Raw genomic sequence first — 23,261 nt, forward strand, 5'->3', positions numbered from 1 at the left:
ATGGGAGGTGACATGATGAACAAACTACCTCACGAAACACGCGTTGTCATCGGGATGTCCGGTGGCGTCGATTCATCTGTAGCAGCTCTTTTATTAAAAGAGCAAGGTTATGATGTGATCGGAATTTTTATGAAAAACTGGGATGATACAGATGAGAATGGTGTCTGCACAGCAACAGAAGATTACAATGATGTAATTGAAGTGTGTAACCAAATCGGTATTCCGTATTATGCAGTAAACTTTGAAAAACAATACTGGGACAAAGTATTTACGTACTTCTTAGATGAGTACCGAGCTGGTCGTACACCAAACCCAGATGTAATGTGTAACAAAGAAATTAAATTTAAAGCATTTTTAGAGCATGCAATTGCGCTTGGTGCTGATTATGTAGCGACAGGCCATTATGCACGTGTTGCTTATATGGACGGCGAATATAAAATGCTTCGCGGCGTTGATGACAATAAAGACCAAACGTATTTCTTAAATCAATTAAGCCAAGAGCAATTATCAAAAACAATGTTCCCATTAGGTGAATTAAAGAAACCGCAAATTCGCGAAATGGCGACAGAAGCTGGTTTAGCGACAGCGGCGAAGAAAGATAGTACTGGTATTTGCTTCATTGGCGAGCGTAACTTTAAAGATTTCTTAAGTAACTATTTACCAGCGCAACCAGGTGTGATGCAAACGTTATCTGGTGAAGTGAAAGGAAAACATGACGGTTTAATGTACTATACAATTGGACAACGTCATGGCCTTGGTATTGGTGGTAACGGTGATCCATGGTTCGCTGTTGGGAAAAACTTAAAAGACAACATTTTATATGTTGATCAAGGATTCCATAATGAACTTCTATATGGTGATGAAGTTATCGCTACGAATGTAGGATGGGTAAGTAACAAAGCAAAAGAAACAGAATTTAAATGCACAGCAAAATTCCGCTATCGTCAAGCAGATAATAAAGTAACGGTTCAAATTGTTGATGAAAATACAGTTCGTATTCTTTGTGATGAGCCAATTCGTGCGATTACGCCAGGCCAAGCAGTTGTTTTCTATGATGGAGATGAGTGCTTAGGCGGCGCTACAATTGATGAAGTATATCATAGTGGTAAGAAATTAGATTATTTAGGATAAAACGAGAAGCCTCTGCCGATTAGCGGTTAGAGGTTTCTTTTACATAAAGCGAATTTTCGTTCGCTTGGAAAATACATTCTTTGTTATAATTTGTTGTAGAGGTGAAGGACATGTCAAACAAACTTGAAACAGGTATTCAATATATGCAAGAAGGAAACTGGGAAGAAGCAGCTAAAAATTTTACAGAAGCAATCGAAGAAAATCCGAAAGATGCGCTTGGATATATTAACTTTGCGAATTTATTAGATGTATTAGGTGATAGTGAACGAGCAATTTTATTTTATAAGCGTGCATTAGAGTTAGATGATAAATCTGCGGCTGCTTATTATGGCTTAGGAAACGTATATTACGGTCAAGAGCAATTTGCAGAGGCAAAATCTGTATTTGAACAAGCAATGCAATCGGGCTTACAGTCAGCTGATGTCACATTTATGTTAGGTATTACACATGTGCAACTTGGAAATGATCGTCTTGCATTACCGTTTTTACAAAGAGCGACGGAATTAGATGAAGACGATGTAGAAGCTGTTTTCCAATGCGGACTTTGCTTCGCGCGACTAGAACATATTCAAGAGGCAAAACCTTATTTTGAAAAGGTATTAGAAATGGATGAAGAGCATGCAGATGCGTATTATAATTTAGGTGTTGCGTACGTATTTGAAGAAAATAACGAGAAAGCTCTTACTTTATTTAAGAAAGCAACTGAAATTCAGCCAGACCACTTTTTAGCTGGTAATGGTATTCGTTTATTAGAGCAAGAAGCTGAATAAAGTGAAATGATAGTTTAATGCGCAGTTACCCCTCATCTAAAGATTGTGAAAGAGGTGGGGGATGTACTGCTCATTAAGGTGAAAAGAACTCGGGAAGGAGAGGAAAGATGGGAAATCAACATGCCATGGATTTGTTTGAGGAAGAGAAAAAATTTATAAAAGCGCAAGTTCTTCATACCATTTTCCACAACGAAGAAAACCTCTATTCCGTTGTCAGTATGAAAATCATTGAAACGAATGAAACATACGACGAAAAAAAAGTAATGATAAACGGTCATTTTCCCCGTATGCATGAAGATGAAGTGTTTACATTAACAGGTCATTTTAAAGACCACCCGAAGTATGGGAAACAATATTTAGTTGAAACGTTTAAGAAAGAATTGCCGCAAACAAAAGCAGGTATGGTGCAATATTTAGCGAGCGATTTATTTAAAGGGATTGGAAAGCGTACGGCTGAAAAAATCGTAGATCACCTTGGTGAGCATGCCATTTCTAAAATTATGGATGATCCTGATGCGTTAAATGGTGTTGTTAACAAACAAAAAGCACAGGAAATATATGAGACAATTGTGGAGCATCAAGGGTTAGAGAAAGTAATGAGCTTTTTAAATGGTTACGGTTTTGGAACGAAGCTTTCTATTAAAATTTATCAGCAATATAAAGAAATGACATTAGAAGTGATTCGTAATAATCCATATCAACTTATTGAAGAAGTGGACGGGATTGGTTTTGGACGAGCAGATGATATAGGACGTGCGTTAGGTATATCGGGTAATCATGATGACCGTGTACGTGCGGGATGTTTTTATACGTTAGAGAATGTTTCACTGCAGCTCGGCCACGTTTATATGGGGAAAGATCAACTTGTAAGAGAAACGATGTCACTTTTAAATAATCAAGAAGGTAGAGTGACTGAGGAAGACATTATAGGCTGTGTTGAAATGATGCAAAGTGAAGGGAAAGTCATCATTGAAGAAGAACGAGTGTACTTAGCATCGTTATTTTACTCTGAAAAAGGTGTTGTAAAGTCTATTCGTAGGCTTATGAATCAAGAGGAAACCCCTTCATTTCCTGAAGCAGAAATGTTAAAAACATTAGGTGAAATTGAAGAACAGCTGAAGGTGCAGTATGCACCGTTTCAGCAAGAAGCAATTCAAACGGCACTTCATAAGCCGATGATGTTATTGACAGGTGGACCAGGAACGGGGAAAACAACAGTTATTAAAGGAATTGTTGAAATGTACGCGTCCTTGCATGGGGTATCATTAAATCTGAATGAATACAGTGATGATAATCCATTTCCAATATTATTAACGGCTCCAACAGGAAGAGCAGCGAAGCGAATGAGTGAATCTACCGGGCTCCCTGCTTGTACAATTCATCGTCTGCTTGGTTGGACGCCAGAAGGGTCTTTCCAGCGTAATGAAACCGATCCAGTTCAAGGGAAGTTACTCATTATTGATGAGTTTTCGATGGTAGATATTTGGCTTGCAAATCAGCTATTCAAGTCACTTCCGACAAATATTCAAGTTATCGTTGTAGGTGATGAAGATCAGTTGCCATCTGTAGGACCTGGACAAGTGTTAAAAGATTTATTAAATGCAGGAGCCATTCCAACGGTAAAACTTACAGAAATTTATCGTCAGGCGGAAGGTTCGTCTGTTATTCAGCTTGCCCATGCGATAAAAGACGGAACACTTCCACCGGATTTAGCGCAAAATAAAAAAGATCGTTCATTTATCAGCTGTGCAGGGGCTCAAATTGTTGAAGTTGTAAAAAAAGTATGTGAAAACGCGAAGACGAAAGGGTTTAGCGCAAGAGATGTCCAAGTGTTGGCACCTATGTACCGCGGACCAGCAGGTATTAATGTGTTAAATGAAGCTCTTCAAGAAGTGTTTAATCCGAAAAAAGAAAAAAGTAAAGAAATTGCCTACGGTGACGTTGTGTATCGAAGAGGTGATAAAGTACTTCAATTAGTCAATCAGCCGGAAAGCCAAGTATTTAATGGTGATATTGGAGAAATTGTTTCGGTGTTTTATGCAAAAGAAAATGTTGAGCAACAGGACATGATTATCGTTTCATTTGATGGAATCGAAGTAACGTATACAAAGCCGGATTTAAATCAAATTACCCATGCATATTGCTGCTCGATTCATAAATCACAAGGTAGTGAATTTCCAATAGTTATTATGCCGATTGTAAAGAGCTACTACCGTATGTTACGTCGTAATTTAATTTACACGGGCATTACAAGAAGTAAGAAATTCCTTATTATTTGTGGGGAGGAAGCGGCTTTTCAATCCGGTGTAAATCGCCTTGACGATGCAATGCGTCAAACGACTTTAGCTGGTCGTTTGCAAGAATCACAAGGAGAGGTGCAGATGGTAACGGTTAATGGCGAGGAAATGGACGTGGAAAACATTTCACCGTATGATTTCATGTAACGAGGTGAAATTATATAGTGAAACTTTCAAACGTATAACGTTGAAAGGCTCCAGCAATGTATAAATGAATGCGGTTTGGACATAATGGCGAATAGAATCTGGGAGACTGTAAGGAGATGAAAGCCATATGTTTATTTGTCCAAATTGCAAAGGGAAAGACATCGGAAAAATAGGTGTCAACCAATTTTATTGCTGGAATTGTTATATCGAATTATCGGTTTCAAAGGGGAAAATCCATACGCATCAAGTAGAGGAAGATGGTTCATTAAGCTCTCTTGATGATTTATTTGATGAGAACGAAAGAACGATCGGATAACGAAAAGGGGGATTTACTTTGAATCTACGCAATTCATTAATCGCATTGGGTGTTGGAGCTGCAGCATATCAATATGCTCGCAAGCAAGATGTATTTTCAAAACGCAATATGAAAAAAGCACGTAAGATGATTAAATCTTATTTATAAACGTAAAAAACTCCCTTCATGATAAGGGAGTTTTTTTATGCGCTCGTATGCAAATATAAAAGTCCAATTTCAGAGAAGAGATAAGATAGGCCGTAACACCCAACACCAAGCATTCCGTAATGAAATAATTGCTTTGCCCTCTCTTTTCGTGAGGAACGAATAAAGAAACCTTTCCAAATACCAAATCCGATACAAACCCATTCAAGAATCATAAAAAGTGCTGATAATACGAGCATAAATAAAACCATTATGAGTCCTCCTGATTATATTGTTTCATGCTGCATTCTCAGGGATGGTTGTCCTTGTTATGTTATGTATATGTAAGTCTTTACAAAACAGTATGGTCTGTATGAAAAGATTTTAAAAGTTTTGCACATAACCTACCCTATTTATTTTCAAAATAAAGGTGGAGGAGGTTTTTCGTGTGAAGAATCTTAAAATCATTTGGATATACCGTTTAGGATTATTGTTACTTGTATTTCTTTGTTTGCTTGTCTTCTTAAAGATCAAGCCACTATGGGCGCCGATTATTTTTGTATGTAAAGTGGCGATTACACCGTTTCTTATCGCTTGTTTTATTGCGTATTTATTGCATCCTTTAATTGAAAAAATTCATAAGGAAGGGATGCCGCGCACACTCGCTATTTTGCTCATTTACATCCTGTTCTTTGGCGGGATTGGCTATGGGATTTATAAAGGAACGCCAGTTGTTATTAAACAGTTACAAGAAATTAATGAACAATTTCCGCAGTTTACAAAAATGTATGATTCTTGGATGGATGGCGTTACAGAACAAACAGCGAATTTTCCATCATTTATTCATGAAAAGGTAAAGCAAATTTTCGTTGGTGTAGAAATGAAGATACAAACGCTTTTAAATAAAGTTATGAGCACAGCCCGTGGTGTACTGGATTCATTGCTCATTATTTTCTTGATTCCGTTCATTGTATTTTACATATTAAAAGATTACGGTGAGTTTTATCATATCTTTTGGAAACTAGTTCCGAGTAAGTGGCGTAGTACGGGTCAAATGCTTGCGAAAGAAATTGATAAATCACTCGGAAGTTATATTCGAGGACAGTTATTTGTTTGCTTAGTATTAGGGGGAGTATCTGTTCTTTCTTTTTGGTTTATCGGTATGAAATTTCCATTGCTGCTCGGCATTATTATTGGGGTAACGGATATAATCCCATACTTTGGTCCTATTTTAGGGGCGATTCCCACGTTGATGATTGCGGCAACGGTATCAACGAGTTTACTCATTAAGGCGGGGATTACAATTGCTATTTTGCAATTTTTGGAAAGTAACATTTTATCGCCTTACATCGTTGGTAAGTCGCTTCGTATGCACCCCGTTATTATTATGCTTGCATTACTAGTTGGAGGAGAGGTAGCCGGGATTGTAGGATTGCTAATATCGGTTCCGATTTTAGCAGTTATTCGTACAGTGATTGTTCATGTGAGGCCTCTTTGGAAAAGAGAAGATGTTTAAAATGAAGCCCTCTATTTAAAAAATAGAGGGCTAATCATATGATTATTTAGGGAGTTGATTTTTTATTTTTTGAACAAAAGAGCTCACATCAGTTGTTTGAATATGTTTTATTCTTTTCCATTCCGTATCATACATAAATACAATTTGATTGCTGAAAAGGCGCTTCTGTTCCTTTAGATTAGAAATTTTTGCGAAAGAGTACTCTTCAAATATTGGTTTTTTGCTTACGCCAGGACCATAAAAGAAGAGCCTTTTGTTCGTTAAGATTAACAGTCCTGGCCTTGCGACGGAATGATATATAAATATATTTAATGAGCATGCTGCATAAAGAAGGATTTTTTCATCAGTTGTTAACATTTCTCTAGCTTGATTCAATAAAGTTGTCATTGTAATCGCTCCTTTATTGTTAATAATTTAATTATAAAGAATAATATAATATTTAGAAATTTGTATAAAGTATTTTTTGTGAGAAGATTCCTATTTAGTAATAAATGCATAATATATTGAAAGGCTGTTAAGAATGAATAGTAGAATAACTATGAGTAATAAACAATTGATACAATATAAATGATTATCTACATTGACAAACTTAAGAGAATTCTATTATATTTAGTCATATAATACATTAAATCAATGACGGAACAAGTACGTTACAGTCCATTTGTAGAGAGAAGCTTCCACTGGCTGAAAGGAGCTTTAAATGAAGGGTAACAGAAAGCTAATCCTGAGAGCAGCTAATCACTGCCGTCTTGCCACGTTACGGCACCATGAGGTGATGAATTGATTGTTATAATAATCAATTCATAATTAGGGTGGTATCGCGAGTTAACTCTCGTCCCTTTTATAGGGGCGGGAGTTTTTTATATTTAAGGAGGAAAATACAATGAAACAACTAACAGGCGCACAAATTCGTCAAATGTTTTTAGACTTTTTCCAAGAAAAAGGACATGCAGTAGAACCTAGTGCATCACTAGTTCCACATGAAGATCCATCTCTTCTATGGATTAACAGTGGTGTAGCAACATTAAAAAAATATTTTGATGGACGCGTAATCCCGCAAAATCCACGTATTACAAATGCTCAAAAATCAATTCGTACAAACGATATTGAAAACGTAGGGAAAACAGCTCGTCACCATACATTCTTTGAAATGTTAGGGAACTTCTCGATCGGTGATTACTTCAAAGAAGAAGCAATTACTTGGGCTTGGGAATTTTTAACGAGCGACAAGTGGATTGGATTCGATAAAGAATTACTATCAGTTACAATCCATCCGGAAGATGAAGAAGCATTTACAATTTGGAATGAGAAAATGGGTGTTCCAAAAGAGCGCATCATCCGCTTAGAAGAAAACTTCTGGGATATCGGTGAAGGACCAAGTGGACCGAATACAGAGATTTTCTATGATCGCGGGGAAGCTTACGGTAATGACTTTAGTGACCCAGAATTATATCCGGGCGGAGAAAACGAGCGTTACTTAGAAGTATGGAACCTTGTATTCTCTCAATTTAACCATAATCCAGACGGTTCATATACACCACTTCCTAAGAAGAACATTGATACAGGGATGGGTCTAGAGCGTATGACATCTATCGTTCAAGATGTACCTACGAACTTTGATACGGATCTATTCATGCCAATGATTGGTGCAACAGAATCAATTTCTGGTGAGAAGTATCGTAATGGAGACTTAGAAAAAGATATGGCGTTTAAAGTCATTGCTGACCATATTCGTACAGTAACATTCGCTGTTGGTGACGGTGCTCTTCCATCTAACGAAGGCCGTGGTTATGTATTACGTCGTTTATTACGCCGTGCTGTTCGTTATTCTAAGAAATTAAACATCAACCGTCCATTCATGTTTGAATTAGTACCGGTTGTTGGAGAAGTAATGAAAGACTTCTATCCAGAAGTACTGGAAAAGAAAGATTTCATCGCAAAAGTTGTGAAAAATGAAGAAGAACGCTTCCACGAAACACTTCATGATGGTGAAGCAATTTTAGCTGAAGTTATTGCAAAAGCGAAAGAAGAAAAAACAACTGTTATTTCTGGCGTAGATGCGTTCCGTTTATACGACACGTACGGTTTCCCAATTGAATTAACAGAAGAATATGCAGAAGAAGCTGGTATGACAGTTGACGATAAAGGTTTTGAAGCTGAAATGGAAAAACAACGTGAGCGTGCACGTGCTGCTCGTCAAGACGTTGATTCTATGCAAGTTCAAGGCGGTGTACTTGGTGAAGTTAAAGTAGCGAGCGAATTCGTTGGTTACGGTACAGTTGCAACAGAAAGTAACATTGTTGCACTTGTGAAAAACGGTGAGTATACAGATAGCTTACAAGCAGGTGAAGAAGGACAGTTAATGCTTGATGTAACACCATTCTATGCTGAAAGCGGCGGACAAATTGCAGACCGTGGTTACCTTCTTGCTGATGGCGTGAAAGTTGTTGTAAAAGATGTACAAAAAGCACCAAATGGTCAAAACTTACACAAAGTAGTTGTGGAAGAAGGTACATTAACGAAAGGTGCGGCTGTAAAAGCTGTTATCGATACGAAAAACCGTAGTAGCGTTGTGAAAAACCATACAGCAACTCACTTACTACACCAAGCGTTAAAAGATGTACTTGGAACCCATGTTAACCAAGCAGGTTCTCTTGTAACTTCTGAACGTTTACGCTTTGACTTCTCTCACTTCGGTCAAGTACAAGCTGACGAATTAGAAAAAATTGAGCGTATCGTAAACGAGAAAATTTGGGAAAGTATTAACGTTGAGATTTCTCAAAAATCAATCGAAGAAGCGAAAGAAATGGGTGCAATGGCATTATTCGGTGAAAAATACGGTGATGTTGTACGCGTTGTACAAGTAGGCGATTACAGCTTAGAGCTTTGCGGTGGTTGTCACGTTGATAACACAGCTTCTATCGGTATTTTCAAAATCGTTGCTGAGTCTGGTATCGGTGCAGGAACTCGTCGTATTGAGGCGGTAACTGGTAAGTCTGCATACGAATTAATGAACGATCAAGTAGGTTTATTAAAAGAAGCAGCAGGAAAAATGAAAACAAATCCGAAAGATATTTTAACGAGAGTTGATGGCTTATTTGCTGAAGTGAAACAACTTCAAAAAGAAAATGAATCTCTTGCTGCAAAATTAAGCAATATCGAAGCTGGAAACTTAACTGATTCAGTAATGACAGTTGATGGCGTAAACGTATTAGCAGCGAAAGTAAATGTTGCAGATATGAACAACTTACGTACGATGATGGATGACCTTAAAAATAAATTAGAGTCTGCAGTTGTTGTATTAGTGTCTGTAAATGACGATAAAGTAAACATTTTAGCTGGCGTAACGAAAGATTTAATTAGCCAAGGTTACCATGCTGGTAAACTTGTGAAAGAAGTAGCTTCTCGTTGTGGCGGTGGCGGTGGTGGCCGTCCTGATATGGCTCAAGCGGGCGGTAAAAACCCAGCACAAGTTGAAGAAGCTTTAGCATTTGTACAAGAGTACGTTAAATCTGTTTCAAAATAAAGAGATAGTAGTGTACAATGGTAGGGAGAGGAGAAGTTCTTCTCCCTATACTTACTATATAAGTGAGGTGCTTGAAATGGACGGTTTTGATAAAACAATGAAGTTTAGCATTCAAGATGAAAAACAGAGTGTCCATGTAAATGATGTACTTTTAACTGTGTATGATGCACTTCAAGAAAAAGGCTATAATCCGATTAACCAAATCGTCGGTTATTTATTAAGTGGAGATCCAGCATACATACCTCGCCATAAAGATGCACGAAGCATCGTTCGCAAACTTGAACGTGATGAGATAATTGAAGAGCTTGTGAAGTCTTACTTGAAACATCATCGTGAGGAGTAGTTTATGCGGATATTAGGTTTAGATGTAGGTACAAAAACAGTCGGAGTTGCAATGAGCGACGAAATGGGCTGGACAGCACAAGGATTGGAAACAATCAAGATTAACGAAGAACGAGGTCACTTTGGTTTTGACCGTATTTCTGAGTTAGTAAAGCAGTACAATGTGGACAAAATAGTAGTAGGTTTACCTAAAAATATGAATGGTACAATTGGCCCACGTGGTGAAGCGTGCCAGCAATTTGCAGAAAACCTACGAGAGCTGTTACAATTAGACGTTGTAATGTGGGACGAGCGTTTGTCGACGATGGCGGCGGAGCGTCTACTCATTTCAGCTGATGTAAGCCGTAAGAAGCGAAAGCAAGTAATCGATAAGATGGCTGCAGTCGTAATCTTACAAGGATTTTTAGATAGTAAATAAGAGGTGACCAAAATGGAAGAAAATCAAATTACAATTGTAGACGAAAAAGGTAACGAACATTTATGTGAGATTGTTTTCACTTTTGATGCTGAAAAATTTGGCAAAAAATCATATGTAGTCTTCTCTCCAATCGGTGAAGTAGACGAAGATGGAGACCAAATTTATGATGCAATGGCTTATGAGCAAAATGAAGAAGAGGGCGGAACTTTACTTCCAATCGAATCTGAAGAAGAGTGGGAAATGGTACAAGAAATGTTCAACACTCTAGCTGATGAGCAAGAAGCTGAATAATAAGTACTGAGAAGATGGACGATATATAGTCCATCTTTTTTTATATGTAAAATGAAAGATTTTTTGTCGAAACTGTGTAATCCTTTGTAGTATAATGAGACGGATTGTAGAAAAATAAAATATCTGTCAAAAAATGATAGGTAAGTTTATTGTGATTTTTCATCGTGTTGTATAGAAAGACGTACATATGGCCTACAATTGAATAAGGAGGAAGAGTTTTGATAGAGAATCAAGTGAAAAAGAAGCGTAGACGCATTTTTTTATTTTCGATTATTGCACTGCTTTTAGTTTGTGGTTCAGTCTATGCGTATATTTCATCGGCATTAGGACCAGTTGATAGCGGGAATAAAAAAGAGATTGAAGTAGAAATTCCGAAAGGATCATCTACTAGTAAGATTGGTGAAATTTTAGAAGAAAAGGGTGCTGTGAAAAACGGTACAGTTTTTAGCTTTTATACAAAGGCTAAATCAAAAAACTTACAAGCTGGTACATATTTATTAAATCCTTCAATGAGTGCCTCAGATGTCATTGAACAAATGTCATCTGGTAATGTACATCGTCCAGCTCTGTATAAAGTGACGATAAAAGAAGGAGCGCAAGTAACTGAAATTGCAGAAACGGTTGCGAGTGAATTAAAGTGGAATAAAGATGATGTTACGCGTCAATTAAACGATAAAGCATTTATTCAAAAAATGCAGCAAAAGTATCCGAAGTTATTAACGGATAAAATCTTTGATAGTAATATTAAATACCCATTAGAAGGTTATTTATATCCTGCAACGTATTCGTTTTATAAGAAAGATACGACGTTAGAAGAAATTGTAATTCCAATGCTTGAGAAAACAAATGCAATCATTGTTCAAAATGAGGCGAAAATGAAAGCGAAGAATTGGGATGTTCATCAGCTTTTAACACTATCTTCACTTATTGAAGAAGAGGCAACTGGTTTTACAGATCGTCAAAAGATCTCTAGTGTCTTTTATAATCGTTTAGCAAAAGGTATGCCGCTTCAAACAGATCCAACGGTATTATATGCGCTTGGAAAGCATAAGCAACGTGTATTATACGAGGATTTAAAGGTGAATTCACCGTATAATACGTATGTTGTAAAAGGATTACCAGTTGGACCGATTGCGAACTCTGGTAAACATTCAGTGGAAGCTGCGTTAGAACCTGCGCAAACAGATTATTATTATTTCTTAGCTGCACCAAGTGGTGAAGTGTACTATGCGAAAACATTAGAAGAGCATAATGCATTAAAGCAAAAATATATTACGAAAAAACAGTGAAATGGGGAGGGATAGCGAAAAAGGTCGCACATCCCTCTTTTTTGTGGTAAAATATATCGGGTTAAAAACTGGCAGAAGAATCGTTTTTAATATCAAAACGGGACGTACAAGCTAAGGGTAAAGCTGGCTTGTATTTTTATTGCATTCTATGTGTGAAAAGACGTCATAGAGGCACTTCTCCATGTAAATAAGGAGGACCATTTATGGAGGATGCAGTTAACGAGTACCTATTATCATTTATTGATCCAAAAGATAAATTAATTCTTGAAATGGAAGAATATGCAACAGAAAATCATGTGCCGATTATGGATCGACTTGGAATGGAATTTATGCTGCAATTTTTACGTTTAATTGGACCGAAAAGCATTTTAGAGCTTGGTACAGCAATTGGCTATTCTAGTATTCGTATGATGCAAGCTATTCCAAATTCACGTATTGTGACAGTTGAGCGCAATCGTGAACGATATGAAAAAGCACTTGAATATATAGAACGTTCCCCAGTAAAAGAACGTATTTCAGTTATATACGGTGATGCGTTAGAGACGGGTGAACAAGTAAAAGAACACGGAACATTTGACGTTATTTTTATTGATGCAGCAAAAGGACAATATCGTCGCTTTTTTGACTTATATGAACCGTTATTAAACCCTGGTGGCGTAATTATTTCAGATAATGTTATGTACCATGGTCTTGTAACGACAAAAGAGAAAATTGAAAATAGACGTACACGTGGTTTAATCCGTCGTATTAAGACGTACAATGAATGGCTTATGAACCATGAAGGATATGATACAACGATTTTCCCAATTGGAGATGGAGTAGCTGTTAGTAAAAAGAGAGGGTGACCAAGGTATGAAGAAACCTGAATTGTTAGTAACGCCAAGAGCGGTGGCGGATATCGAACCTCTTGCGAAAGCAGGAGCAGATGCAGTAATGATCGGTGAACAAAAGTTTGGTTTACGTTTAGCAGGGGAATTTTCACGTGAAGATGTAAAAAAATCTGTTAAAATTGCACATGAAAATGGTGTGAAAGTATACGTAGCAATGAATGCTATGTTCCATAATGATAAAGTAGAAGAATTAACAGATTACGTTGCATTTTTAAACGAAGTACATGTAGATGCAATTGTCTTCGGAGATCCAGCGGTATTAATGGCTGTTCGCGAAGTAGCACCAAATATGCAACTGCACTGGAATACAGAAACGACAGCAACAAATTGGTTCACTTGTAACTACTGGGGTCAAAGAGGAGCGAAGCGTGCTGTATTAGCTCGTGAGCTTAGCTTAGATGAAATTGTTGATTTAAAAGAAAATGCTGAAGTGGAACTTGAAGTGCAAATTCACGGTATGACTTGTATGTTCCAATCAAAGCGTTCGTTAGTAGGAAACTACTTTGAGTATCAAGGACGTAATCTTGACATTGAAAAGAAAAAATATGAAGAGAATATGTTCTTGTATGACCCAGAGCGTAACAATAAATATCCAATTTATGAAGATGAAAATGGTACTCACATTATGAGTCCGAATGATATTTGTTTCATCGATGAATTAGAGGAACTAATCGAGGCTGAAGTTGATAGTTTAAAAATCGATGGTGTACTAAAAAGCTCTGAATACATTATTGAAGTAACGAAGAAATATCGTCAAGCGATTGATTTGTGTGTGGAAGATCGTGATGCGTATTATGACGTGAAAGATGATCTATATAAAGAAATAGAAGAGATGCAACCAGTAAATCGTCCATTAGATACAGGATTCTTCTTTAAAGAAACGGTTTACTAAACGAGGAGGGTGTAGGAAATGACTGTACAAGAAATTTCACGAGTGATCGATGGCAAGCGCGTTATTGTGAAGAAACCTGAACTGTTAATCCCTGCGGGTAACTTAGAAAAATTAAAAGTAGCTATCCATTATGGGGCAGATGCTGTATATTTAGGTGGACAAGAATTTGGTCTTCGTTCTAATGCAGGTAACTTTACGCTAGAAGATATGGCAGAAGGCGTTGAATTTGCAAAGAAATATGGAGCGAAAATATACGTAACAACAAATATTTTCGCACATAATGAAAATATGGACGGGCTAGAGGAATATTTAAAAGGGATTGAAAAAGCTGGTGTAACGGGAATTATCGTTGCAGATCCGCTTATTATTGAGACGTGTAAACGTGTAGCGCCTTCTGTTGAGGTGCATTTAAGTACACAACAATCGCTATCCAACTGGAAGGCAGCACAGTATTGGAAAGAAGAAGGTTTACATCGTCTTGTATTAGCTCGTGAAGCAAGCTATGAAGAAATGAAAGAAATTAAAGACAAAGTGGACATTGAAATTGAAGCATTCGTCCATGGTGCAATGTGTATCGCATATTCAGGAAGATGTACATTAAGTAACCATATGACAGCGCGTGACTCTAACCGTGGTGGTTGTTGTCAATCTTGTCGCTGGGACTATGACTTAGTTCAAACGGTATCACAACATAAAGATGCAAAAGAGCTTCCTTTATTCCAAGAAGAAGATGCTCACTTTGCGATGAGTCCAAAAGATTTAAATTTAATCTTGTCAATTCCGAAAATGATTGAAATTGGAATTGATAGCTTAAAAGTTGAAGGACGTATGAAATCTATCCATTACGTAGCGACTGTAGCAACTGTATATCGCAAAGTAATTGATGCGTATTGTGCGGATCCGGATAACTTTGAGTTTAAACAAGAATGGTTAGATGAGCTTGATAAATGTGCAAATCGTGATACAGCTCCTGCATTCTTTGAAGGGGTTCCAGGACATCAAGAGCAAATGTTTGGAAATCATAGTAAGAAAACAACGTATGATTTTGCTGGTTTAGTGTTAGATTATAATGAAGAAACGGGCATCGTAACGCTTGAGCAACGTAATCACTTCAAACCAGGACATGAAGTGGAGTTCTTTGGACCAGAAATAGAAAACTTTACGCAGACGGTGGAGAAAATTTGGGATGAGGATGGAAACGAATTAGATGCAGCGAGACATCCGTTGCAAATCGTGAAATTCAAAGTGGATCAACCAGTGTATGTGAATAATATGATGCGCAAAAACATACTTCAATAAGAAAGAGTGGTAGTCGAATGGGGACGAATAAGCCTGTTGTAATTGGAATCGCTGGTGGTTCAGGATCAGGAAAAACAAGTGTAACGAAAGCGATTTTTGACCATTTTAAAGGTCATTCCATTTTAATCTTGGAGCAAGATTATTATTACAAAGATCAAAGCCATTTACCGATGGAAGAGCGTTTAAAAACAAATTATGATCATCCGCTTGCGTTTGATAATGATCTGTTAATTGAACATTTGCAGCAGTTGCTTGCATATGAGCAAATTGATAAGCCTGTATATGACTATACATTGCATACGCGTTCAGAAGAAATTATTCCAGTTGAGCCGAAAGATGTAATCATTTTAGAAGGAATTCTTATTTTAGAAGACCCACGTCTTTGTGAGTTGATGGACATTAAGTTATTCGTTGATACAGATGCAGATCTTCGTATCCTGCGCCGCATGCAGCGTGATATTAAAGAGCGCGGTCGTACGATGGATTCAGTTATTGATCAATACGTAACTGTTGTGCGTCCAATGCACAATCAATTTATTGAGCCTTCTAAGAAATTTGCGGATATTATTATCCCTGAAGGTGGACAAAACCATGTTGCAATTGATATTATGGTGACAAAAATTGCAACAATTCTTGAACAAAAAGTAAATTTGTAATAGCATAGTAAAAGATATACGATAGGAAGGGATTTTTTCCCTTCCTATCGAATACAATGAAGCATGCAACCTCATCTATATATAGGTGAGGGCATATTTATATCAACTTTCCATACATATCTTCTTTAAAAGAAGAATTGGAAACACGGGGTTGTATGTGACAACTCCGCTAGTGCAAGGGTACTAGAAACCTCCGCTAACAATGGAAGCGGAGGAGTTTTCATATGGAACTCCTCTTTTTTCGGGGGATTGGTATATAAAAGGAGTGGAAAATATGTCAACAGAAAAAACATACCCTATGACGCAAGAGGGTAAGCAAAAATTAGAGAACGAAGTTGAGCAATTAAAAACAGTAAGACGTAAAGAAGTAGTAGAGCGTATTAAAATCGCGCGTAGCTTCGGCGATCTTTCTGAGAACTCTGAGTACGATGCAGCGAAAGATGAGCAAGCGTTCGTAGAAGGACGTATTACACAATTAGAAAACATGATTCGTAACGCAGTTATCATCGAAGATAATGGCGAAGAATCTACTGTCGTTACATTAGGTAAAACAGTAACATTTAAAGAATTACCAAATGGAGATGAAGAAGCTTACACAATCGTAGGTAGCGCGGAAGCTGACCCATTCGAAGGAAGAATTTCTAACGATTCTCCAATCGCAAAGAGCTTATTAGGTAAGCAAATTGGTGAGAAGGTAGCAATTCAAACGCCAGGCGGAGAAATGCAAGTAGAGATTATCTCTGTTAAATAATAAAAATCACTCGTGTAAAAACGAGTGGTTTTTTTATTTGTATAAAAGGTTAAACACCTCGTCCAAACTATAATAGACGAGGTGTTTTTTTATGAAAATAAGACGGAGAATTACAGTTGTTTTAATTTGTTTTATATGTGTGATGTTTTTATTACTTTGTCGTTTACTCCAAATACAGATTATAGATACTGAATCTTTTACTGATCGAAATATCAATTTAATCGAAAGAAGCGTTACGCAACGAACACAATCACTTACAGTAGATAATGGAAGAGGACATTTTACAGATCGGAATGATAAAGAAATTGGTGAAGAGAAATACCCAGTTTTAATTATTTTTCCTTTTTTACAAATAAAAAATGACATGTTAAAGAAAATTGCGCATATCATTGGTGTGTCGAGACAAGAGATCAAAATACAAATGAAAGATAAAAAAAATGCATTTATACTCCAAAGAGGAAATGAGCCATTTCCTTTAGTACGAGAGCAGATGGAGAAGATTAATCAATTAAATGTATTGGGCATTGTAGCGGCTGAAGTTCGATTAAAACAAACTGGAGGGACAAATCATTTAGTGGGTGAAGTGGGGGAGAATGAACGAGAATTCCAAAAGCGATATGGAGAAGTAGAAAAAATTTCAAAACAAACGCCAATTGGTATTTCGGGATTACAGCAATCTTTTGATGAATTTTTATTAACTGATGGAGAGGCAAAAGTATTGTATCAAGTGGACCGGCAAGGAGAACCGATTTTTGGAAAACAGGCGAAATACACTTCGCCAGGAAATCCATTTTATCCAGTTACAATTCAAACTACTTTACATAAAGAGTTGCAGCAAGAAGCAGAAGAGACAATTGAAAAAAGTGAAATAAAGAAGGGGGGATTAGTATTACTTGATGTAAAAACAAATGAAATACTAGCGATGGTTAGCAAACCATCTTTACAGGTTAAAAACGAAAGATTATATAAAGCTACACTTGAAAATCAAATGTTAACACCGCATTTTCCTGGTTCTGTCTTTAAAACAGTAGTTGCAGCGGCAGCGATTGATCAAAATATAAATGTATTGAATCGCACATTTAATTGTAATAAAGATTTATATGGTGAAAACGACCCACAAGTTTTGATGGGAACACTTAGTTTTAAAGGGAGCTTTGCTAGAAGCTGTAACAGGGCATTCTCACAGTTAGGTAACGAGCTAATACAAAAGGATAAGATGGTGTTAGAAACGTACGTAGCGGCTTTAGGAGCAGTTGGAAAGGTTGGTTGGAACGGTTCGGTATTTCATACATCGCGTTTCGAGCAAATGCCAGAGGAGAAGAGTGCTATTATCTGGGGGAGTGAGGAAAATAAGACTAGTAAGAAAGCGGTAGCGCAAACAGCAATTGGACAGAAAGATGTACGTATATCACCTCTAGCAATCGCTAATATGATGGCGACGATTGCTAGGAATGGAGAAAAAATGGAAGTGAAAGCTGTTAAAAAAATAGTGTATAAAAATGGAAGTGACTTTTTTACATTTGAAAACCATAAATTAAATGGAAAACAGCTTTCTTATGAAACAGTAAAAACATTACAAGAGTTATTAAGAGGCGTTGTAACAACAGGGAAAGGAACAGGAGCAGTATTCAGGTCGTTGCCACTAAGTGTCGCTGGAAAATCTGGGACAGCACAAACAGGAAAAGGGATGAAGGTCAATCGCTGGTTTGCAGGTTATTTTCCATATGAAAATCCAAGATATGCTTTAGTTGTCGTTGATATAGAAACGGACAGCAGTGTAAATAAAGTCACATCCATTTTCAAAGATATCGTAGAAGAAATCCATCGATTAGAGAATGAAAAGTAATCTTGCAATTCATAGTGAAATGTTTTCATTTCATGAAAATATTATTGTAAATGTTCAACCTTTCTAGATTTAATGTTACAATAGCAAGTATGAAAAACTGCATGGAGGTTTGAAGAATGGCAGGAGGATCTAGATTCCAACAGAAACAACAAAAACGTCGTCAAAACGGTGTTTTAAATATTGCAATCGCTATTGTATTAGTGGCAGTAGCTATTGTAGCATATCAATTGTTCGTTCCTGACACAAAAGAGCAAGCGTCTTCTAATGATAAAAAGGTAGCTCAGCAAACAACAAAAGAAAATAAAGCTGAGAAAGCTAAAGGTAAAGAAGAGACGAAGAAGGACGAACAAGAGAAGGCAGAGGCTAAGAAGAAGGAAGAAGAAGAGAAGCAAAAGGCTGAAGAAGAAAAGCAAAAAGCTGAAGAAGAAGCGAAAGCTAATGAGAAAGTGGCAGCTGAAAAAACACAGCCAAAGGCAACAGATGCTTATACGAAACCTTCTTGGAAGCCAGTAGGTACAGAGCAAGGTGCAACACCTGCGATGACGTTTAACAAAGGTACAGCAGATTGGAATGAGATGAATCAAGCGATTTCCGCTGCAATTGACGTTCCGGTAGAGCAATTAGTTATTCATAGAATCGGAAATAACGGTAAGAATAAAGCTTACGGCAACGTACAAGATAAGCAATCAGGTAAAAAATATTATGTAAATATTGATTGGGTAGAAAATGAGGGCTGGAAACCAGTGCTTGTTCAAACTCTAAACTAAAAAAGAGAAGCTCCTAGGAGCTTCTCTTTTTTAGTTAGCGTAATTTCTTTAATTTAAAATGAACAACCGCGCTGTAATACGGTCTTTTGCTTTCGGGATCCATAACCATTTGATGCGAGATGTGATGAACTTCAAGCATAAGTGCTTTATTATTATCAATTTGTTCACTAATTTTTCTTTCTAAGGAAGCTAAGTCTCCCGCTTCAAAAAATTCTATTTTATCTTCTAACATTTCAAAGGTAAATGACATGAAGATGCCCCCTCTCCTATGTAATCAACTACAGTGTAACAAAGAAAAGAAGGAAATACCATGTGCATTTCAATTGACATTTTTAGAAAGAGGGAATATCATACTGATAAAACCGATAAGAAAAAGGGGAATTTTTATGGGCACAGAATTTAATGGTTTATTTGATGAGTGGGCTCATACGTACGACTCATTCGTACAAGGCGAAGATATACAATATAAAGAAGTTTTCGCCCATTATGAGGACATTTTAGAGGATGTAGTTAACAAGTCATTTGGTAACGTATTAGAATTTGGTGTTGGTACTGGCAATTTAACAAATAAATTATTACTTGCCGGTCGTACAGTTTACGGTATAGAACCGTCGCGTGAAATGCGCATGATTGCAAAAGAGAAATTGCCAAAGGAATTTTCTATTACAGAAGGTGATTTTCTTTCGTTTGAAGTTCCGAATTCAGTTGATACCATTGTAAGCACCTATGCATTTCATCATTTAACAGATGATGAAAAAAATGTAGCTGTTGCGAAGTATAGTCAATTGCTAAACAAAGGTGGTAAAATAGTGTTTGCTGATACGATATTTGCAGATCAAGATGCATATGATAAAACTGTTGAAACAGCAAAACAAAGAGGTTTTCACCAGTTAGCAAACGATTTGCAAACGGAATACTATACACGTATTCCAATCATGCAGACTATATTTGAAAACAATGGCTTCCATGTAACGTTTACGAGATTAAATCATTTCGTTTGGGTAATGGAGGCAACTAAGCAATAGAAAGAGGGATTAGATTGAGAATTGCTGTAATTGGAGCAATGGAAGAAGAAGTACGTATTTTACGTGACAAATTAGAACAAGCAAAAACAGAAACGGTTGCGGGTTGTGAATTTACGAAAGGACTATTAGCAGGACATGAAGTAATCTTGTTAAAGTCTGGTATTGGTAAAGTAAATGCAGCGATGTCAACGACAATTTTATTAGAAAAATATAAGCCTGAAAAAGTAATTAATACTGGTTCAGCTGGTGGATTCCATCATTCTCTAAATGTTGGAGATGTAGTTATTTCAACAGAAGTTCGTCACCATGACGTAGATGTAACAGCATTTAACTATGAATATGGTCAAGTACCAGGAATGCCACCTGGATTTAAAGCTGATGAGGCATTAGTTGCATTAGCTGAGAAATGTATGCAAGCTGAAGAGAATATTCAAGTTGTAAAAGGTATGATTGCAACAGGTGATTCATTTATGAGTGATCCGAACCGCGTTGCAGCAATTCGTGATAAATTTGAAAATCTTTATGCAGTAGAAATGGAAGCGGCAGCTGTTGCACAAGTGTGCCATCAATACGAAGTTCCGTTTGTTATCATCCGCGCACTTTCCGATATTGCTGGTAAAGAATCAAATGTTTCATTTGATCAATTTTTAGATCAAGCAGCCCTTCATTCTACAAACTTTATCGTAAAAGTACTAGAAGAGTTAAAGTAATGTAACAAAAAGGCAACTGTCTCATATAAAGAAAATACATACAGTTGCCTTTTCTTTATTGGCAAATAAGGGGGAGAACACGATGAATGTATATCGTGGAGTTCATGAGTTAATTGGTCATACACCAATTGTAGAAATTACTCGGTTTTCACTTCCAGAAGGGGTCCGTTTATTTGCGAAGCTTGAATTTTATAACCCAGGCGGAAGCGTTAAGGATCGTTTAGGAAGAGAATTAATCGAAGACGCGCTAGAAAAAGGGCTTGTCACGCAGGGTGGAACAATTATTGAACCGACTGCTGGAAATACTGGTATTGGACTGGCACTTGCAGCGTTAGAACATGATTTACGCGTTATTGTTTGTGTACCAGAGAAATTTAGTATTGAGAAACAAGAATTAATGAAAGCGCTAGGCGCAACAGTCGTGCATACACCGACTGAGCAAGGAATGACCGGAGCAATTGCAAAAGCAAAAGAGTTAGTAAATGAAATACCGAATTCATACTCTCCAAGTCAGTTTGCGAATGAAGCAAACCCACGTGCTTATTTCAAAACATTAGGTCCTGAACTTTGGAATGCATTGAATGGAGAGATTAACATATTTGTTGCTGGAGCAGGAACCGGCGGTACATTCATGGGAACTGCATCTTATTTGAAAGAAAAAAATATAGATATTAAAACAGTTATTGTAGAACCAGAAGGATCTATTTTAAATGGTGGTAAAGCTGGTTCACATGAAACAGAAGGAATTGGTCTTGAATTTATTCCACCATTTTTGAAAACATCTTATTTTGATGAAATTCATACGATTTCTGATCGAAATGCATTTTTACGAGTAAAAGAATTAGCGCAAAAAGAAGGACTTTTAGTTGGGAGCTCTTCAGGAGCAGCATTTCATGCAAGTTTACTGGAGGCAGAGAAAGCAACACCAGGTACAAATATTGTAACGATTTTTCCTGATAGTAGTGAGCGCTATTTAAGTAAAGACATATACAAAGGATGGGAATAAAAAATGAGAGCAAAGACAAAGTTAATTCATGGTATTCGCATAGGAGAACCTTCAACTGGATCTGTAAACGTACCGATTTATCAAACAAGTACGTATAAACAAGAAGCAGTTGGTAAGCATCAAGGATATGAATATTCACGTACAGGCAACCCAACACGAGCAGCTTTAGAAGAAATGATTGCCGTATTAGAAAACGGTCATGCTGGATTTGCATTTGGTTCGGGAATGGCTGCTATTACAGCAACAATTATGTTGTTCTCAAAAGGTGATCACGTTATTTTAACAGATGATGTTTATGGGGGAACGTATCGTGTTATTACGAAAGTATTAAACCGCTTCGGTATTGAGCATACATTTGTAGATACAACAAACTTAGAGGAAGTTGTAGAAGCAATTCGTCCAAATACGAAAGCGATCTATGTGGAAACACCAACGAATCCACTACTAAAAATTACTGATATTAAGAAAATATCTACTCTTGCTAAAGAGAAAGATTTATTAACAATTATTGATAATACATTCATGACGCCATATTGGCAGTCGCCGATTTCTTTAGGAGCAGACATTGTACTTCATAGTGCAACGAAATATTTAGGAGGTCATAGTGACGTAGTTGCAGGTCTAGTAGTGGTAAATAGCCCACAACTAGCAGAAGACCTTCACTTTGTACAAAACTCAACGGGAGGTATTCTTGGACCACAAGATAGCTTCTTACTACTTCGCGGTTTAAAAACATTAGGAATTCGTATGGAAGAACATGAAACGAATTCACGCGCAATTGCTGAATTCTTAAATAATCATCCAAAAGTAAATAAAGTATATTATCCAGGCCTTGAATCACATCAAAACCATGAATTAGCAACAGAACAAGCAAACGGATTTGGTGCTATCATCTCATTTGATGTAGATAGTGAGGAAACATTAAATAAAGTACTTGAGAAACTGCAATACTTTACACTTGCTGAAAGCCTAGGAGCAGTCGAAAGTTTAATTTCTATCCCATCTCAAATGACACATGCATCAATCCCAGCAGATCGTCGTAAAGAATTAGGAATTACAGATACATTAATTCGTATCTCTGTCGGAATTGAAGATGGTGAAGATTTAATTGAAGATTTAGCACAAGCGCTAGCATAATAAAAATGCACTGCTAATGTGGAGCAGTGCATTTTTATTATGTTTATTTGTGAAATATTTCACAAATTAGACATACACAAATGAAATGATTTCATGTATATTGAATTCATGAAATG

At 36.9% G+C, this 23,261-nt stretch carries 25 protein-coding genes and 1 other annotated feature; of the genes, 22 read left to right on the top strand and 3 right to left on the bottom strand.

The genetic code is table 11. From position 1 onward, the window contains the following. Positions 1-15: 15 nt before the first annotated feature. The 5 genes from mnmA (at position 16) to ACS2MN_RS18310 (ending at position 4,808) form a co-directional block, all read left to right on the top strand. The gene (gene mnmA, locus ACS2MN_RS18290) at positions 16-1,131 is read left to right on the top strand and encodes a tRNA 2-thiouridine(34) synthase MnmA (RefSeq protein WP_001038014.1); all 1,116 of its coding nucleotides are present in this window, start codon (positions 16-18) and stop codon (positions 1,129-1,131) included. A gap of 110 nt (positions 1,132-1,241) precedes the next feature. Beyond that, positions 1,242-1,901, top strand: a complete 660-nt coding sequence (locus tag ACS2MN_RS18295; protein WP_000066402.1) for a tetratricopeptide repeat protein — start codon at positions 1,242-1,244, stop codon at positions 1,899-1,901. A gap of 107 nt (positions 1,902-2,008) precedes the next feature. After that, positions 2,009-4,345 carry an SF1B family DNA helicase RecD2 gene (gene recD2 / locus ACS2MN_RS18300; protein ID WP_000528056.1) on the top strand — a complete coding sequence of 779 codons (2,337 nt, stop codon included), beginning with the start codon at positions 2,009-2,011 and terminating at the stop codon, positions 4,343-4,345. 127 nt (positions 4,346-4,472) lie between these two features. After that, a complete protein-coding gene (locus ACS2MN_RS18305) occupies positions 4,473-4,661 on the top strand; it encodes a hypothetical protein (RefSeq protein ID WP_000469281.1) in 189 nt (62 codons plus the stop codon). A gap of 18 nt (positions 4,662-4,679) precedes the next feature. Then, on the top strand, positions 4,680-4,808 hold the full coding sequence (locus ACS2MN_RS18310; protein WP_001053553.1) for a YrzQ family protein: 129 nt from the start codon (positions 4,680-4,682) through the stop codon (positions 4,806-4,808). Positions 4,809-4,843: 35 nt separating this feature from the next. Here ACS2MN_RS18310 and ACS2MN_RS18315 read toward each other — a convergent pair whose 3' ends face one another. Further along, entirely contained in the window at positions 4,844-5,056 is a 213-nt protein-coding gene (locus ACS2MN_RS18315; protein ID WP_000242555.1) for a hypothetical protein, read from the bottom strand. Between the two features lie 176 nt (positions 5,057-5,232). Here ACS2MN_RS18315 and ACS2MN_RS18320 point away from each other — a divergent pair, with 176 nt between their 5' ends. After that, a complete protein-coding gene (locus ACS2MN_RS18320; protein WP_000793111.1) occupies positions 5,233-6,300 on the top strand; it encodes an AI-2E family transporter in 1,068 nt (355 codons plus the stop codon). Between the two features lie 42 nt (positions 6,301-6,342). Here ACS2MN_RS18320 and ACS2MN_RS18325 read toward each other — a convergent pair whose 3' ends face one another. Further along, a complete protein-coding gene (locus ACS2MN_RS18325) occupies positions 6,343-6,687 on the bottom strand; it encodes a PH domain-containing protein (RefSeq protein WP_088055293.1) in 345 nt (114 codons plus the stop codon). A 237-nt stretch (positions 6,688-6,924) separates the two neighbouring features. After that, positions 6,925-7,143, top strand: a binding site (T-box leader). A 40-nt stretch (positions 7,144-7,183) separates the two neighbouring features. Between ACS2MN_RS18325 and alaS the strand changes: the two genes are divergently transcribed. The 12 genes from alaS to ACS2MN_RS18385 all read left to right on the top strand — a co-directional run bounded on the left by alaS (position 7,184) and on the right by ACS2MN_RS18385 (position 19,267). After that, complete coding sequence (gene alaS / locus ACS2MN_RS18330; RefSeq protein WP_088055292.1) at positions 7,184-9,826, top strand: alanine--tRNA ligase; 2,643 nt, start codon at positions 7,184-7,186, stop codon at positions 9,824-9,826. Positions 9,827-9,902: 76 nt separating this feature from the next. Beyond that, positions 9,903-10,169, top strand: a complete 267-nt coding sequence (locus ACS2MN_RS18335) for an IreB family regulatory phosphoprotein (RefSeq protein ID WP_000348591.1) — start codon at positions 9,903-9,905, stop codon at positions 10,167-10,169. Between the two features lie 3 nt (positions 10,170-10,172). Next, entirely contained in the window at positions 10,173-10,586 is a 414-nt protein-coding gene (gene ruvX, locus ACS2MN_RS18340) for a Holliday junction resolvase RuvX (RefSeq protein WP_001221202.1), read from the top strand. 12 nt (positions 10,587-10,598) lie between these two features. Further along, the gene (locus ACS2MN_RS18345) at positions 10,599-10,877 is read left to right on the top strand and encodes a DUF1292 domain-containing protein (RefSeq protein WP_000392249.1); all 279 of its coding nucleotides are present in this window, start codon (positions 10,599-10,601) and stop codon (positions 10,875-10,877) included. A 218-nt stretch (positions 10,878-11,095) separates the two neighbouring features. Further along, entirely contained in the window at positions 11,096-12,166 is a 1,071-nt protein-coding gene (gene mltG / locus ACS2MN_RS18350; RefSeq protein ID WP_000572128.1) for an endolytic transglycosylase MltG, read from the top strand. A 203-nt stretch (positions 12,167-12,369) separates the two neighbouring features. Beyond that, positions 12,370-13,011, top strand: coding sequence for an O-methyltransferase (locus ACS2MN_RS18355; protein WP_000389100.1), 642 nt, complete (start codon positions 12,370-12,372; stop codon positions 13,009-13,011). 7 nt (positions 13,012-13,018) lie between these two features. Continuing rightward, entirely contained in the window at positions 13,019-13,948 is a 930-nt protein-coding gene (locus ACS2MN_RS18360) for a peptidase U32 family protein (RefSeq protein WP_000742797.1), read from the top strand. Positions 13,949-13,966: 18 nt separating this feature from the next. Next, positions 13,967-15,247, top strand: a complete 1,281-nt coding sequence (locus ACS2MN_RS18365; RefSeq protein WP_000217960.1) for a peptidase U32 family protein — start codon at positions 13,967-13,969, stop codon at positions 15,245-15,247. A gap of 17 nt (positions 15,248-15,264) precedes the next feature. Beyond that, positions 15,265-15,903, top strand: a complete 639-nt coding sequence (gene udk / locus ACS2MN_RS18370) for a uridine kinase (protein ID WP_000537080.1) — start codon at positions 15,265-15,267, stop codon at positions 15,901-15,903. 274 nt (positions 15,904-16,177) lie between these two features. Further along, entirely contained in the window at positions 16,178-16,654 is a 477-nt protein-coding gene (greA, locus tag ACS2MN_RS18375; RefSeq protein ID WP_000102593.1) for a transcription elongation factor GreA, read from the top strand. 91 nt (positions 16,655-16,745) lie between these two features. Then, positions 16,746-18,500 (top strand): peptidoglycan D,D-transpeptidase FtsI family protein, encoded by a 1,755-nt coding sequence (locus ACS2MN_RS18380; protein ID WP_000702460.1) that lies wholly within the window; start codon positions 16,746-16,748, stop codon positions 18,498-18,500. A gap of 116 nt (positions 18,501-18,616) precedes the next feature. After that, positions 18,617-19,267 (top strand): YrrS family protein, encoded by a 651-nt coding sequence (locus ACS2MN_RS18385; RefSeq protein WP_000897105.1) that lies wholly within the window; start codon positions 18,617-18,619, stop codon positions 19,265-19,267. A 34-nt stretch (positions 19,268-19,301) separates the two neighbouring features. On the opposite strand, the gene ACS2MN_RS18390 is transcribed toward ACS2MN_RS18385, so the two are convergent. Next, a complete protein-coding gene (locus ACS2MN_RS18390) occupies positions 19,302-19,517 on the bottom strand; it encodes a YrzA family protein (RefSeq protein WP_000010979.1) in 216 nt (71 codons plus the stop codon). A 136-nt stretch (positions 19,518-19,653) separates the two neighbouring features. Between ACS2MN_RS18390 and ACS2MN_RS18395 the strand changes: the two genes are divergently transcribed. The 4 genes from ACS2MN_RS18395 to ACS2MN_RS18410 all read left to right on the top strand — a co-directional run bounded on the left by ACS2MN_RS18395 (position 19,654) and on the right by ACS2MN_RS18410 (position 23,145). Further along, a complete protein-coding gene (locus ACS2MN_RS18395; protein ID WP_000536326.1) occupies positions 19,654-20,292 on the top strand; it encodes a class I SAM-dependent DNA methyltransferase in 639 nt (212 codons plus the stop codon). A gap of 14 nt (positions 20,293-20,306) precedes the next feature. Beyond that, positions 20,307-21,002 carry a 5'-methylthioadenosine/S-adenosylhomocysteine nucleosidase gene (mtnN, locus tag ACS2MN_RS18400; protein WP_001217044.1) on the top strand — a complete coding sequence of 232 codons (696 nt, stop codon included), beginning with the start codon at positions 20,307-20,309 and terminating at the stop codon, positions 21,000-21,002. Between the two features lie 82 nt (positions 21,003-21,084). After that, entirely contained in the window at positions 21,085-22,008 is a 924-nt protein-coding gene (locus ACS2MN_RS18405) for an O-acetylserine dependent cystathionine beta-synthase (RefSeq protein WP_001103866.1), read from the top strand. A 3-nt stretch (positions 22,009-22,011) separates the two neighbouring features. Beyond that, positions 22,012-23,145, top strand: a complete 1,134-nt coding sequence (locus tag ACS2MN_RS18410; RefSeq protein ID WP_001201921.1) for a bifunctional cystathionine gamma-lyase/homocysteine desulfhydrase — start codon at positions 22,012-22,014, stop codon at positions 23,143-23,145. The last annotated feature ends 116 nt before the right edge of the window (positions 23,146-23,261 follow it).

Origin of the sequence: Bacillus cereus group sp. BceL062 (genome assembly GCF_051780025.1) — a bacterium.
GTDB classification, from domain to species: Bacteria; Bacillota; Bacilli; order Bacillales; family Bacillaceae_G; genus Bacillus_A; species Bacillus_A toyonensis.